Here is a 14,741-nt window from a genome sequence, read left to right as displayed (position 1 = left end):
TCTTTTGGGATACGGAACTTCCACTACTTCCGTAACCGGATTTTATTCATCAATGCAAGAAAAGGACACGCAACAGTTATGTCGCATGTCCTTCCTCAAAGTGCATAGACTCTTTAGCGCCCCAAAATTTGACAAAGAGCCACAAAAAAGCACTTGCAAAGTCTATACGGTTTTATGCGTATAGTTATTGCAAGTGCTATATTTATGGCGGAGAGAGAGGGATTTGAACCCTCGGTACGGTATCACCGCACACATGATTTCCAATCATGCTCCTTAAGCCGCTCGGACACCTCTCCATGTCGTGTAACGTACTTTAATAGTATAAGGGAAAGTAAATAACTTGTCAATCGTAAAAATAAAAAATTACGAAGATTTTTGTACATGGCTTAGGGTAGCATATTAGTTGCTAAGGGAACATGCTATAAGAATTCACTCTGCTATGAGGCGTTAGGAAAAACTGTGAATCTTCAGACGATAGTAAGCATAGTAGATTTCTTCTTTAGTAAAATCGAATAAATCTTTTACGGTTACTTCTAATACATTTGCTAAAGTAAGCAAAATGTCGAGCGTTACCCCTTCAATTCGATAGCCTCGTTCTAATTTTGAAATGTAGCTTATGCTGATGCCCGTTTCTTTGGCTAAATCTTTTTGCAGCCAACCTTTTTCTTTGCGCAAATAGGCAATTTTATACCCTAAACAATTGAATAGAGCATTGCCCCGCGGAATACCATCGTCAGGCATTTCTACGTGCATTGGCGAGACAAATAACGGCGCAAGAGCCAAGGCTTCCGCACGATTCTCCAAGCCGAATCTCGCTTTGCGTGCCAATATTCTTCGCTCTGTTCGTCTTTGAAAGCGCATCACGCCTTCATCTTCGGCTACTTGTGAATTTGTAAATTCCGGTGTAACATACTTTTTCTCTTTATCTTTTGGACTCACCACATACGCCTCCCCGTTGTGGTATATTTTAAGCAGAACCCTATGGATAGTCGTTGCTACGCGGCTGATTCATAATTTAGTTTAAGGCTAGAATATAAACATCATTAAAAAATGTATAATTCATAATAATGTCTTTATCATACGCTTTAATTATTTGTTTGTCTAACAGTTTTTTGTTCTAATGGCGGGATAATTATGCTTATTATGTCTATGTCAGTCGTGTTTTACCCCTAATACAACTCTGGCCGTCTATCTCTAAACACATTAATCTTATTCCGAATCTCCTGAATGACACTCAAATCAATTGTGCCCACGGCAATTTCTTCGTCTTTACCGAGGTGAAGGATTTCTTCGCCCCACGGATCGAGGAGCAGGGAATTGCCGGCTGCTTCCACTTTACCGATGAAACCAGCTGAGTTCACCGCACAGAGGAACATCTGGTTTTCAATGGCGCGGACCGTGTTCAAAAGCTCCCAGTGACGGAGGCGCAAGGTAGGCCATTCGGCGGGTACGAAGAATAAGTCCACCCCTTCAAGGGTCGTTTTACGAATAATCTCTGGGAAACGGATGTCATAACAAATGACGCTGGAGCAAGGAATGTCATCGAGGAAGAAGCGGTGCGTATGGTCGCCCCCTTCAAAGTACTGATCTTCTTTGGCCGGTGAGAAACCGTGGATTTTATCGAACTCAGAAATAACATTGCCTTTCCGGTCTACGATGTAGGTGGTATTATACACTTTATCGTCTCGTAAGGTGGCTACGGAACCGCCCACAATATTTACGTCGTGTTTTTTTGCAAGGTCACTCAGCATAGTTTGGGTACGCTCGCCGTTTTTGTCAGCTTCGGCGGGAAGCTTTTCAGTCATCTTAAACCCGGTGTTCCATGTTTCGGGGAGGACGATAATATCCGGTTTTTGCGCGGCTGCTTTTTCAATTAATTCCGTCGCGTGGGCGTAGTTCTGTTCCACTTCGCCGGCGGCGATATTCATTTGCACAAGGGCGATTTTCTTTTTCACAAGAGAGGACTCCTTTCGTTTTTTCAAAAAATAAAAATTCATCCAGGTCGATTGCATGTTGCTATAATGTTATATTAATTATAAGAATATACTTCAAGTATAGGAGCCGATTTGATTTGGTGTCAATAGGCATAGCATAAATCTTTGTGATATAATATAGAGTGCATAAATGTTTTTAGAAGACAATTGAATAAGTAGGAGGCTTATAATGAAACGTTTCATAATAGTCTTGGGATTGATGTGGGGCCTTATGATGCTCATCGCCGGTTGTGCGGCGGACACTAAAGAACCGGCTCCGGAAGCAGCTAAACCGGCTGCGGTTAAGACAGAAACGACGGTGGCTACAGCAGTACCTAAAGGGATTCCGGTACTCATGTATCACAAAGTGGGACCCGATGAAGACAATGATGCGGTAATTCGTGAGGACTTATTCCGCGCTCAAATGAAATTATTGCACGATAAAGGGTTCAATCCGATTACGATGGAACAATTAAATGACTATGTCCGTAACGGTAAAGCGGTACCGGTTAAACCGGTGGTACTCACCTTTGACGACGGCTATGCCGATACTTACAGCATCGTCTATCCGGTGCTCAAAGAATACGGCTTCGCAGCGACGGTATTTGTAAATCCCGGCGATGTGGGGACCCGTTTGACGTGGGAACAAATTAAAGAAATGCAAAAAGGCGGCGTTACCATTGCCAGTCACGGCTATGATCATGTGCGCATGAACGAACTTTCGAAGAATGAACAGCTTGATAATATTGTAAAAGCTCAGAAAGCTCTTAAAGACCAATTGGGTATCGACAATAAGTGGTTCTGCTACCCTTATGGGCGCCAGGAAGAGTATACTCAAAAAGCGGCCGAAGATAACGGTATTTTGCTCGCTGTAACTATGAATCCGGGTTGGGTTCACCACGGTGATAATCCGTATGCCTTGCAGCGCATCTGGATAGGTAATGCAGTGGATTTGAAGCATTTTGAAGAGCGTATTACCACTGAGGATTACACCGATTTATAATAGATAGGAGTAAAGGATGAAACGATTTTTTAGCAGAGGGTGGGTAAAATTCATACTCGTCATGTTTATTTTTACCGCTGTCACATCACCGATTGTGGTGCTGTTTGGCCCTTTTGATAATCTGAAACGAACCGTTGTGGGGGCGATTATGCGTTCGCGTCATCCACAGTACATTACTTGGTTGTTTAACCAAGACGAAATCAATATGATTCTCGGTACGGTCGGCACTGTGCGGAGTCAGGATTTATTTAAATTTAAAGCGCGCGAAGATACGACGCTCAAAATGCGCCGCATTGAGTCTACCCGTTATGTGGGCTATGTTCTTGAAATTCCGGATCCACGCCGCGTGAAGGTGGCGACGGCTAAAAATATTCAGGAAAAAGGGGAAACGGTAAGTAATATTGCCAAGGATAATGATGCGGTAGCCGCCATTAATGCGGGCGGTTTCCACGATCCGAACGGTACCGGTACGGGCCGTTTGCCATATGGCTTCATTATGCAGGACGGCAATTATGTTATCGGTAAGGACGTAGGTCCTGATGAAGCGGTTGATTTTGTCGGTTTTACGAAGCAAGGCAACTTAATTGCCGGTACTTATACTAAGACGGAATTGGCCGACATGGATGCGGCTGAAGGGATTACTTTCGGACCGCCGCTTATTGTGGACGGCCAAAAGATGATTACCGACGGTGACGGCGGCTGGGGCATCGGTCCGCGTACGGCTATCGGTCAGAAAAAAGACGGCACGGTGATTTTCCTCGTTATCGACGGACGCCAACCGGGCTATTCCACGGGCGCAACGCTGCGTGACGTGCAGGATGTGCTTTATGAAGAGGGTTGCTATATTGCGGCTAACCTTGATGGCGGTTCCAGTACGACCTTGTATTATAACGGCAAAGTTGTTAATAAACCGGCCGATTTATTGGGCGAACGGATGATTCCGACGGCCTTTATTGTTGAATAGGAGGGGCTATGGCATCGTTTGGTAAAATAATGACAGCTTTTGCACTGGGCTTGGCCTTGCAGGGCGGCATCTATTACTACTTAGATCAAATTTACTTCGCCCCGACTACGGATTTTGAAGTAACGGCCAGTGATGGTCAGGAAAAAGACGGCAACTTCCCTGAAGTGGACGGGAATAAATATTATTCCGAAGGTCATAAGTATATGGCGGTAGTCACCCAGGATTCCGTTAAAGTGTACAAGTCCGGTGAAAAAACACCAACCAATATTGATTTAAAAGGCCGTTCGGTAAGTTATTTCGAATGGTTACCGGATCGCGATTTGGCGATTATGGGTCTTTACGGCGGGGCCTCCGATAATGTGGTATTGGCCCGTTTTGACCCGGAAAGTCCGGAACATGAAGTGGATACCACCATGGAAGATTTGCCGGCCGACAGCAAAATCGTTGATGCGGCGTTCTCCACGGCTACCAACGTAGTATACATGAAGATTAAAGTGGCCGATAACGCGTACCGCATTTATCGTACCGACGCGAACTATGATACGCGTCGCGTTTATATGCAGGCATCCAATATCGGGCGTATCGCCGTTTTCTATGACGAAGATATTTTCTTCTATGATAATGTGCGTACCGGTGACGTGTTCATGTTTGACGGCACGGAAGGGGGCTGGCGTGTTATTAATCCGCCGGGCCGCTATCGTTTGATTGGTGTGGATAAAGACAAAGATATTTACATTGCCAAAGTGGATGAGGATGATAAAGCCTTATCCGTTATGGAAGGACGCCTCGGCGTTGGCTTTGAAACGGTAGATACTTTTGCTACGCCACAAGATTTAAAAGATATTACGGTCGCATCGATTCAGAAGACGATTGAAGATAAACGGTCGTCCGGTACCGGTAGTGACAATAAAAAGTAATAAATAAGCATAAACAGACTTTTGGTGTTAATTATGAGGTTTATGCATAGGTAAGAGAAAAAGGTCTGCTACAGCAGGCCTTTTCTCGTTTTAATAGTGAAAGGAAGAGTATTATGGCTAAAATTAAAATTCAAAAAGGCTTGAGCGATGCTGATATGTTTAAGAATGTGAAGGAAGAAGAAACCTTTGAAACGGCTATGCTTAAAGGGGAAGCGGCGGCTCGTCGTCCGGCGCCCCTTCGCAAATCGCCGGCCAATAGTCAGGAAGCCTTCTATCGTGAGTTTTTAACTGAGAAAGTGGAAACCCAAATCGGTAAGCTTTTATTAGATATTAAGATGGAATACTTTAAGGACGGTTATGGTAATTTCTCTATTCAAGTTAAAAAAGATGGCCGTAATATTGTGATTGAAACAGCTCCTAAAAAAAATAAATAATTAATATAAATATATATTTATGAGTAATCGGTATTGTAAATATGTTGACAAAGAAAGTCATTAGTAGTCTAATAGATATGTGAGACGAATACAGAGACTGCCCTGAGGTAGACAGCAGGTATTCGTCATAAGCGTAATTTTAGAGGATATGGATTGTTAACATCTGTAAAATGTGGAAGGTTTTATGGAGTGGCAGTGAACAATTCATCTCGACAGTGAAGGAGAAGGAGTTATGAAAGCGAAAAAAGTAAGAATCATGGAAACCGTCCTCCGCGATGGTCATCAGTCCATTTTGGCAACTCGTATGCGTACCAGCCAGATGTTGCCTGTATTGGAAAAATTGGATGCGGTAGGTTATGAAGCATTGGAATGTTGGGGCGGCGCAACATTTGACAGCTGCCTTCGTTTCTTGGACGAAGATCCATGGCAACGTCTTCGCACGTTAAAAGCTCATCTTAAAAATACTCCATTGCAGATGTTGTTACGTGGCCAGAACTTATTGGGCTACAAACACTATGCTGATGATGTAGTAGAAGCATTCGTTAAAAAAGCTAAAGAAAACGGTATCGATCGTATCCGTATTTTCGATGCTTTGAACGACCCTCGCAACATGGAAGCTGCTATTAAAGCAGGTAAAAAAGCAGGCGTTCATGTACAAGGTACTATGGTTTACACTATCAGCCCTGTACACACCAACCAGATGTTCGTTGATGTAGCCAAAGAATTGAAAGAAATGGGCATGGATTCTTTATGTATTAAAGATATGTCCGGTTTGTTGGCTCCATACGATGCAGTATCCTTGATTCAGGATCTTAAAAAAGCATTGGGCGACGACATGATGATCGACTTACACAGTCACTTCACTTGCGGTCTCGCCAGCGCTACTTACTTAAAAGCAGTTGAAGCCGGTGTTGACGTAATCGATACAGCTTTAAGCCCATTCGGTCATGCAACTTCCCAGCCTGCAACTGAAAGTATCGTTGAAATGTTCCGCGGTACTGAATATGACACCGGTTTGGATTTAGCTGCTCTTCGTGAATTGGCTGAATACTTCCGCGGCGTTCGCAAAGAAATCGCTGATGAATTCGGTATTACTCCGGCTCATGAAGTATTACCTGAAGTTCGTCATTACCAGATTCCTGGCGGCATGTTGTCCAACACTCAGAACCAGCTTCGTGAAATGGGCATGGCTGACAAATTCTTTGATGTTATGAACGAAATGCCTAAAGTTCGTGCCGAACTCGGTTACCCTCCATTGGTAACTCCTACCAGCCAGATCGTTGGTACTATGGCTATGATGAACGTTAACTTTATGGCAAACGGAATGGAACGTTACACTATGACTCCTAGCGAAGTTAAAGACTTGGTACGCGGCAAATATGGTCGTTTACCTGCTCCTATCAGCGAAGATATTCGTAAGAAAATCATCGGCGACGAAGAACCTATTACTTGCCGTCCAGCTGATCTTATCCAACCTGAATTGGAAATGTACCGTCAAAAATTGGGTGAACTTGGTTACCAAAACTTCACTGATGAAGACGTATTATCCTATGCTATGTTCCCAGAAGTAGCTTTACAGTTCTTCGAAAAACACAGCAAACAAGTTATTCTTAAAGAAATCGACCTTCCACGCGAATAATTTGTACAATTGAACGTAGCTGACTTCGGTCAGTAAAATAAATAACCATGTTGCTTAAAGACCGTGCTGTTGGTACGGAACCTTGAGTAACATGGTTATTTTAATTATGAAAAACAGCTCTCCTTGTTGTGGTTGAGACCACGCCGGGAGAGCTGCTTGTTATTTTACAACACGCATCATGAAAATGGGAATTTCTTCGTATTGTAAGTTGGTATCTTTTTGTACGTACGGTCTCACATCAGGAACAAGGCTCACTTCATGGGCCCCTAATTGCTTGCAGGTTTTTAAATCCCACGCAGGACGATTCTCTTGGCTGATGGCGAGACTATTTTTGATGGCCGTGCATTCATCGAGAATCTGACTGTCCACATTGGCATGCACATGACCTTCGTTGCGAGTGAAGGTGGTTTTGCCGTAGTCGGAATCAAAGTTAAGAATAACGCCGCTCGGTTTTAGGACACGAAGCCATTCCGTGTAGGCCGCTTTCGGATTGGGCAAGGTCCAGGTGAGATTGCGGCTGAGGACCGCATCAAAGGTTTCATTTTTAAAACTTAAATCAGTGGCATCCATTTTTTCAAAAGTGGCCGTGCTGTGAAAGGTGGCGGCGTTTTGACGGGCGTGATTCACCATTTGTTGTGACATATCGATGCCCGTTACGATGTGGCCGTGATGGCAGAGTAAAAACGTGAAGAATCCTGTACCGGTTCCCACATCGAGAATGCGTTGCGGTCGGTCAAGGGGGATGTGCTGTGCCAATAAGGCGTGCCATGCTTTGGCATTCGGGCTTTTTAATTCTTGCAGGCGCAGCTCGTTAAAGGCGTTGCTCCGTTTATCCCAGTAGGATTCGATTCGTTCTTTTATATTCATGACAGACTCCTGTTCGTATGTATTCGTTGATTTTTGCCTGTATCCGGCATATAATTGCCGGCTATAGTCAGTGGAAAAGCTTATGCTGTTTTGTTTCTATAGAACAGTATAGAGGAAAATCAAGAGATTTATAAGCGGGGGTGGGGGTTATTTTTGAAAAAAGTATCCCCTAGGGTGGGTTTTCAAAGTGACAAATAGTAGGTACACTAATATGAAGAAGATGAAAATTATGGTTCGTATAAGGAGGTGCTGTGATGATAGACGATAAAGCAAGAACTGAAACAAATGAAGCAAATGATACGTCGAAAATTGTTTCAGTTAACAGGCAAAATTCATCATGGCGCGCCTATATTAAATACGTGGAGCCCCTTTTATATATAATCGGTGTTTTGTGGGTAGTGGCAACCCTCACCTTCGGTTTGATGCAACTGACCAATGATGATGTGGTGGATCAAGTCTTTTCACAGCAGCAAAGTTTATCCGTAGAGGCACAAGCTGAAAAAAGAACGGCCTTGGGGTTAACAGCACCTATTTGGGTACAATACGGACGCTGGCTAGGGGGTGTAATACAAGGCGACTTGGGGCAGTCTTTGGTGACCGGTGAACCGGTTAGCGCCTTATTATGGTCAAAACTTCCGGCCTCCTTGCTCCTCATGGGGAGTGCAGTGGGTCTTACCCTTTTGATAGCTTTACCGTTAGGCCTTTGGACCGCTCATAATGCGGGAACCGTGGGCGACCGTCTGGTTCGTGGTATTACCCTTTTTGGTAATACCATGCCGAATTTTTTCACAGCCTTACTATTACTCTATGTGGTGGCCTTAAAGCTGAACTGGCTACCGGTCATAGCTCGTCATAATGATCCGACGGCGCTGATTCTGCCAACGGTTACACTGGTGTGGTCCATGAGTGCCAAATATATTCAACAAATTAGGGCGCTTGCTTTGGATGAGCTGAGTAAACCCTATATTAGGGGGCTTCGCACGCGCGGACTCAGTTGGTATGTGATTTATTCACGTTATATTTTAAGGGCTATCGCCGGGCCAATAGTGGCGCTGGTGGCCTTATCCTGCGGTTCCTTGTTGGGCGGCGTAACCATTGTGGAGACTATTTTCATGTGGGACGGCGTCGGCAAAATGGCCTTTGATGCTATTACGGCTCGGGATTATCCGGTATTGCAGGCCTATGTGCTCTGGTTGGCAGCTCTATATATCCTATTCAATGGGGGCGCTGACTTCTTGCAAAGAAAGCTGAATCACCGTGAGCGTGAGGAGGCGGGCCATGAATAATAAAAATATATCAACAAAAGGCGGTTTGTTAATCGGCGGCTTTATAGTACTTATTTTCTTACTGGTCATAGCGCCGGAAATTATACCGTTTGATCCGTATAAACAATCGTTGAACGAAGTACTCCAATCGCCGAGCACAGCACACTTTCTTGGAACCGATCAATACGGTCGTGATGTGTTGGCCCGCGTATTAGTGGGCGGTAGGGTGACTATAGGTCTTACCTTAGGCATTACCGTGACGATTGCCCTCATTGGCACTATCCTTGGTATTATGAGTGCCTATTTGAAGGGCTTTATAAGCCGCATCATAACGATACTCATAAACGTAGCATTGGCGGTGCCGTCATTAGTATTTGCACTCGCCATTGCGGCCGTCTTGGGCGGCGGCATGGGCCATGCAGCGCTGGCTTTGATTTGTGTGGCGTGGCCGAAATATGCCCGGTTGGCACGAAGTTTAACTTTACAAGTTAAAGAGGCCCCCTATATTAAGATGGCCCGCCTCCAAGGGCAAACGAAAGGCGGCATTTTTTATCATCACATTTTACCTCAGATCGCCGGACCCTTGGTGGTGACGGCCGTGCTCGACATCGGCGTAATCCTCATGGAACTGGCCGGTTTGTCCTTCTTAGGATTGGGCGCTATGCCGCCTATGGCAGAGTGGGGCAGCATGCTCAGCTTAAACCGCAGTCTGCTGCAAACCGCACCGTGGCTCTTATGGGCTCCGGGGGGCGCCATTGTTTTTAGCGTGGCGTATTTTCATTATGTCGGAGAAAGTTTGCGGCGATATTTTGATAAAATAGGCTAAACGATAAAATAGGTATTTTTAATCAGGGAGAGGTAGTTATGAAAAAGCTTTTGACAATTCTTATGTGTCTATGCATGGCTGTGTTAGCCGGTGGTTGCGGCAACAGCGGAAGCGAATCAACGGGCAAAATTTTACATTACGGTACGACGGCTTATGGCCCGGCCATGGAAAATGCGGGCCTAAATCCTCATGAAGCGTATCAGGGGTGGAGCGCCGTACGCTATGGTGTAGCGGAAACGTTGGTTCGTTTTAACGATGCCATGGAAGTCAAACCATGGTTGGCCGATTCGTGGCAGTTTGTGGACTCCCATACGGTAAAACTCCACATTCGCGATAAGGTGACCTTTTCAAACGGAAAGCCCCTAACGGCGGAAGCGGTAAAAGCCAATTTCGAAGACCTTTTGGCGGTTCATAACAGAGCACCTAAGGACCTGGGGATTCAATCCATGGAAGCGGACGGTCAGTATTTGACGATTCGTTCCGCCAATCCCTCAACGGTATTACTTACGTATTTAGCCGATCCGTACAGTGCCATTATTGATGTGTCTGAAAAACCGCAAGACGGTTTGTATGTTGGTACGGGGCCGTTTAAAGCGACTAAGGTGACGGAAAAATCGGTCAGCCTCGTGCGCAATGATTCCTATTGGGATGGTAAGCCGAAGCTTGATGGCGTTGAAGTAACGCGCATTACGGAAGGGGATACGCTGACTATGGCGCTGCAAAAAGGCGATATTGATGCGGCCCAGGGGTTACCGTACAACAGTTTAGATTTGTTTAAGGATACTTCAGCCTATACGATTAGTTCTATGCCAACATCCCGGGTGTATCAGGTAGCCTTTAATTTTAACAGCCCTGCTATGCAGGATAAAGCGGTTCGTGAAGCCATCGCCACGGCTATTGATAAAAAACAATTTGCTGAGGTACTTTTAAAAGGCAATGGTGTGGCAGCCGTCGGTCCGTTCCCGGCAAATATGGCGCTTGGTCATATGAAACTAAATGTGCCAACCTTTAATATTGAAGCCGCAAAAAAAATATTGGCCGATGCCGGTTATAAGGATACGGATGGTGACGGTTACTTAGATAAAAACGGTCAGCCTTTGACAGTTCGTTGGCTTACCTATACATCCCGTCAAGAACTGCCGGTATTAGCTGAAGCAGCTCAGGCGACGCTTAAAGAGGTGGGCATCAAGGTAGACGTGAACGCCACCGATGCGTATCGCAGTGTTTTAAAACAGGGCAACTTTGACGTGTTTGCCAAAGCCTTTGTGACGGCACCGACCGGTGAAGGTTCCTACTATTTTAAAACGAATACTTTGGCCGGCGCGGTGGACAATGTGGGCAGCTATAACAATCCGCAGATTCAGGCGCTGATGGCAGAGCTCGATCAAACCACGGAACCGGCACAGCGCCAGGCGATTTTTCAACAAATGACCCAGACCGTTCTTGATGATGGCGCCTTTATCTATGTGGCTCATCTGAAAATGAATCTAGTTATGAAACATAAAGTAACGAACTTCAAAGCATCGCCAACGGACTACTATGAGCTCAATAAAGACGTGGATATGGTGGGGAAGTAGCGTTGTGATGACGAAATAGTAAATATTAAAGACGGTAGTTAGTACCGTTGTGATGACGAAGTGGTAAGTTTTAAAGACGGTACTTATTGTGATTATTGAGGCGAATGAAAGGCGGTGATGCATTGACTGAGCCCATTATTGTATTAAAAAATCTCTGTGTCAGCTATGGCGAGCAGCGAGTTTTACAAAACTTGAACCTTGCCGTCGGTAAAGGTGAAGCGGTGGCTATTGTAGGCCCGTCGGGGGTAGGTAAAACGACGCTGTTAAAAACGCTTTTGGGGCTATTGCCCAAAAAAGCGAGTATGACTTATGATACCGCTATTTTGCGGGGGGAAACGTGGCCAAAATCCGAAGCGGCTTGGCACGAACTGCGCGGTAAATGCATCACTTATGTGACACAGGGGGCTATGGCTTCTTTCAGCCCCTATTTTACGTTGGAAGCGCAATGCCGCGATTTGGCAAAAGCCATCGGCTTGTCATGGGAAGAGGCTTTGGAACGTATTGAATCACTTTGCACCGCTTTAGATTTAACGCCGCAGATTTTAAAAGCTTATCCGCCGGAATTGTCGGGCGGCATGGCACAACGGGTGGCCTTGCTATTGGCTCTGTTGCCAAAACCGGATATTCTGATTGCCGACGAACCGGCTGCCAGTCTCGATATGGTGCGGCAATTGCAATTGGTTAATTTACTGAAAAAAGTACAACAGTCACAAGGTCTAACCCTATTGTTTGTTATGCATCAACGTGATTTAGCCCACTGCATTGGCGATTTTGTTTATGAGCTTAAGGAGGGGCTGCTGCAACGATTAGATGAGGGTTCTTTGCGAGTTGAAGCGCCTGCCGTTACAGTTGAGGCACCTATAGATTCACTTGCAACGGTTCCGAAGCTTACCGGTTCAGCGGTAACGGTTGAAGAACTTACAGGTTCAGCGGCAGCGGTTGAAGAATTTTCAGGTGCAACGGTAGCGGTTGAATCTCTTGAGCCGCCGCTTTTACAGATTGAAAACGTATGGGCCGCCTATGATGAAACGGATTTGCCGGTGCTTGCAGAGATTTCCATGCATGTTAAGCGCGGTGAGTGGGTGGCTTTGGTCGGGCTAAGCGGAGCCGGTAAAAGCACGTTGTTTCGTTGTTTATTGAATTGGCAGCCCCTGATGGGCGGTACGATTTTATATAATCAAAAGCCCTTAGCTGCGTATTCGATGGCTGAACTGGGGCAAATAGTACAGCCTATTTGGCAAGACCCGCAAAGCTCGTTTAATCCGCGCCGCACGGTGGGGTGGAGCCTTAGTGAGTCCATGCGGCACATAGCCTCTAAAGTAGCATTAAAAGCAGAGGCTACAGCATGGCCTAAAGCAGAGCCTAACGAAGCCTCTAAAGTAGACTTTAAAGCAAAAACGAACAGTACCGCCAACAGACAATCTATGAATGTGAAATTTTTATCTCAAGAATGTACTATTTTGTCGGCAGAGGATCGAGCAGCGTTAACCGCTCACACAAGCGCAACGGCTTCGATGGAAACACGTGTTGAGGAACTATTGAAAACGGTTAATTTACCAAGTTCATACAGTAAGCGCTACCCTCACAGTTTGAGCGGCGGCGAATGTCAGCGCGCGGCCATTGCCAGGGCCGTTGGGAACAATCCGTCGCTACTTCTCTGTGATGAAATGACGTCCGCTTTGGATTCAAAAACGCAGCAGGATGTTTTGGTCGTTTTAAAACAGTTAAAACAAAAAAATCAGCTGGCCGGTTTAGTCATTACTCATGATTTAGCGGTAGCTGAAGCACTTTGTGATAGAGTATACGTTTTGGACAAAGGGCGTATTGTTGAAGAAGGCGAGGTAGCCACCGTTTTGACAAAACCGCAATCTGAATTGGCGAAGCAGTTGGTAAAAGCACGCAAGGAACTGAAAAGACCAATGAAGGAGTAAGTGGCTAATTCGTAGAGACCTGTGGCTAGAAACTGTTGGTTACGTATTAAAACAAATTCGTAATGCCTATGACAACAAACTTTTTACAATAATAAGCCTTGTTCAATGTGTTATAATAAATTTATGACAGACTAACAAGGCGGTGATTACGTGTCGCAAACGGAGCACGATAGATTACATAAATTAGGAATTGCCCATAGTCATGAGCACAAGCATGAGCATACTCATGAAACGGAGCATTCACATGATAATATGACGGCAGAGTTACATAGTCATGAACATATAGAAGAACATACTCATGAACAGGAGCACCATGGCCATACCCATTCCCATACGCAGACGAAGGCGGTTTTAAATCGTTTATCTCGTATTATCGGTCATTTGGAATCGGTAAAACGCATGGTGGCAGATGGGCGCGACTGCAGTGAAGTGTTAGTACAACTGGCGGCTGTCGATGCGGCGGTGAAAAGTGTAAGCCGCGTTGTTATGAAAGACCACATTGAACATTGTATTGTTGATGCGGTCAAAGAAAACGACACCGAAACATTGGCTAAGTTGAATGAAGCGATTGATCGATTTATAAAATAACAGCTTGTTATTTTTATAAATATAATTTTGAGTATTTTAGTGGTAATGCTTTGAAGTTAATGTAGCAATTTAATCGTAAGGAGGTAACACTATGTCAAGAGTTGTAATGCAAGCACATTTGAGAAATGAATTAACCAATGCTAAAAAGAGTCACTCTGTATTGACTGATGTGGGCAAAGACGTGGGCGGATTGGAAGAATCTTTCTCGCCGGTTGAATTGTTGGCCGATACCTTTGCATCTTGTGCTCTCTCCATTATGGGCCGTATCGGCGGTAAAATGGGGTATGATTTTGTTGGTGCCTATGCGGAAGTAGCCACCGATGTGAGCTCTGAAGAATTTAGAATTAAAGAAATTAAAATTGACTTCCATTTGCCAAAAGCTATTAAAGAAGAAGACCGCAGTAAAATCGAAACCTTACTTCATGAAAAATGTATTGTTGGCCGCAGTTTGAATGATGATGTGATACAAACGGCTACGTTCTCCTATGACGCGTAAGCTGACGCACAAGTGAATCAAGAATAAATTAAAACATACTAAAAATACGCAAGCAATAAGTTCGCATGCAATTGAAAAAATCCCGTAGCCGAGGTCAGTTCAGAATCGGTTACGGGATTTGTTTGTACGCCGAATAGGCATGACAAAACCCCCAGTTAAACTGGGGGTCGGTAAAAAATTCTTATAGAAAAGGAAAGAACCTCCTAATGATACAATGAAGTTGGTCTGGCAACCACAACATTTCAACTTAGGAGGTTCAAT

Annotated in this window: 14 protein-coding genes and 1 tRNA gene; 11 read left to right on the top strand and 4 right to left on the bottom strand. The window is 44.9% G+C overall.

Annotation, left to right across the window (positions count from 1 at the left end; all coding sequences use genetic code 11):
• Window positions 1-205 precede the first annotated feature (205 nt).
• The 3 genes from E7204_RS06700 to E7204_RS06690 form a co-directional block, all read right to left on the bottom strand.
• Window positions 206-296, bottom strand: a tRNA-Ser gene (locus tag E7204_RS06700).
• A gap of 151 nt (window positions 297-447) precedes the next feature.
• On the bottom strand, window positions 448-939 hold the full coding sequence (locus tag E7204_RS06695) for a helix-turn-helix transcriptional regulator (protein ID WP_295182964.1): 492 nt from the start codon (window positions 937-939) through the stop codon (window positions 448-450).
• Between the two features lie 230 nt (window positions 940-1,169).
• The gene (locus tag E7204_RS06690) at window positions 1,170-1,955 is read right to left on the bottom strand and encodes a carbon-nitrogen family hydrolase (protein ID WP_295182962.1); all 786 of its coding nucleotides are present in this window, start codon (window positions 1,953-1,955) and stop codon (window positions 1,170-1,172) included.
• Window positions 1,956-2,163: 208 nt separating this feature from the next.
• Between E7204_RS06690 and E7204_RS06685 the strand changes: the two genes are divergently transcribed.
• From E7204_RS06685 to E7204_RS06665, 5 genes are all read left to right on the top strand, one after another.
• Window positions 2,164-2,976: a polysaccharide deacetylase family protein gene (locus E7204_RS06685; RefSeq protein ID WP_295182960.1), complete on the top strand. Its 813-nt coding sequence runs from the start codon at window positions 2,164-2,166 to the stop codon at window positions 2,974-2,976.
• Window positions 2,977-2,992: 16 nt separating this feature from the next.
• The gene (locus E7204_RS06680; protein WP_156705236.1) at window positions 2,993-3,940 is read left to right on the top strand and encodes a phosphodiester glycosidase family protein; all 948 of its coding nucleotides are present in this window, start codon (window positions 2,993-2,995) and stop codon (window positions 3,938-3,940) included.
• Window positions 3,941-3,948: 8 nt separating this feature from the next.
• Window positions 3,949-4,857, top strand: a complete 909-nt coding sequence (locus tag E7204_RS06675; RefSeq protein WP_021841092.1) for a hypothetical protein — start codon at window positions 3,949-3,951, stop codon at window positions 4,855-4,857.
• Window positions 4,858-4,970: 113 nt separating this feature from the next.
• Window positions 4,971-5,291, top strand: a complete 321-nt coding sequence (locus E7204_RS06670; RefSeq protein WP_226974524.1) for a hypothetical protein — start codon at window positions 4,971-4,973, stop codon at window positions 5,289-5,291.
• A gap of 232 nt (window positions 5,292-5,523) precedes the next feature.
• Window positions 5,524-6,930: a pyruvate carboxylase subunit B gene (locus E7204_RS06665; RefSeq protein ID WP_127059145.1), complete on the top strand. Its 1,407-nt coding sequence runs from the start codon at window positions 5,524-5,526 to the stop codon at window positions 6,928-6,930.
• Window positions 6,931-7,089: 159 nt separating this feature from the next.
• On the opposite strand, the gene E7204_RS06660 is transcribed toward E7204_RS06665, so the two are convergent.
• Window positions 7,090-7,797: a class I SAM-dependent methyltransferase gene (locus tag E7204_RS06660; protein ID WP_295182956.1), complete on the bottom strand. Its 708-nt coding sequence runs from the start codon at window positions 7,795-7,797 to the stop codon at window positions 7,090-7,092.
• A gap of 254 nt (window positions 7,798-8,051) precedes the next feature.
• On the opposite strand from E7204_RS06660, the gene E7204_RS06655 reads away from it, so the two are divergent.
• The 6 genes from E7204_RS06655 (at window position 8,052) to E7204_RS06630 (ending at window position 14,480) form a co-directional block, all read left to right on the top strand.
• On the top strand, window positions 8,052-9,083 hold the full coding sequence (locus tag E7204_RS06655) for an ABC transporter permease (protein WP_295182955.1): 1,032 nt from the start codon (window positions 8,052-8,054) through the stop codon (window positions 9,081-9,083).
• Window positions 9,076-9,888, top strand: a complete 813-nt coding sequence (locus tag E7204_RS06650) for an ABC transporter permease (protein ID WP_295182953.1) — start codon at window positions 9,076-9,078, stop codon at window positions 9,886-9,888. The genes E7204_RS06655 and E7204_RS06650 overlap by 8 nt, the downstream gene beginning before the upstream one ends.
• A 38-nt stretch (window positions 9,889-9,926) precedes the next feature.
• Window positions 9,927-11,465 carry an ABC transporter substrate-binding protein gene (locus tag E7204_RS06645; RefSeq protein ID WP_295182951.1) on the top strand — a complete coding sequence of 513 codons (1,539 nt, stop codon included), beginning with the start codon at window positions 9,927-9,929 and terminating at the stop codon, window positions 11,463-11,465.
• Window positions 11,466-11,569: 104 nt separating this feature from the next.
• Window positions 11,570-13,396 carry an ATP-binding cassette domain-containing protein gene (locus E7204_RS06640; RefSeq protein WP_295182949.1) on the top strand — a complete coding sequence of 609 codons (1,827 nt, stop codon included), beginning with the start codon at window positions 11,570-11,572 and terminating at the stop codon, window positions 13,394-13,396.
• Window positions 13,397-13,546: 150 nt separating this feature from the next.
• On the top strand, window positions 13,547-13,984 hold the full coding sequence (locus E7204_RS06635) for a metal-sensing transcriptional repressor (RefSeq protein ID WP_295182947.1): 438 nt from the start codon (window positions 13,547-13,549) through the stop codon (window positions 13,982-13,984).
• A gap of 91 nt (window positions 13,985-14,075) precedes the next feature.
• Window positions 14,076-14,480 (top strand): OsmC family protein, encoded by a 405-nt coding sequence (locus E7204_RS06630; RefSeq protein WP_295182945.1) that lies wholly within the window; start codon window positions 14,076-14,078, stop codon window positions 14,478-14,480.
• Window positions 14,481-14,741: the final 261 nt, after the last annotated feature.

It is taken from the genome of Veillonella sp., assembly GCF_015058545.1.
Lineage (GTDB): Bacteria > Bacillota > Negativicutes > Veillonellales > Veillonellaceae > Veillonella_A.
The sequence above is the reverse complement of the archived record's forward strand: the minus strand, read 5'-3'. Positions and strand labels throughout refer to the sequence as shown.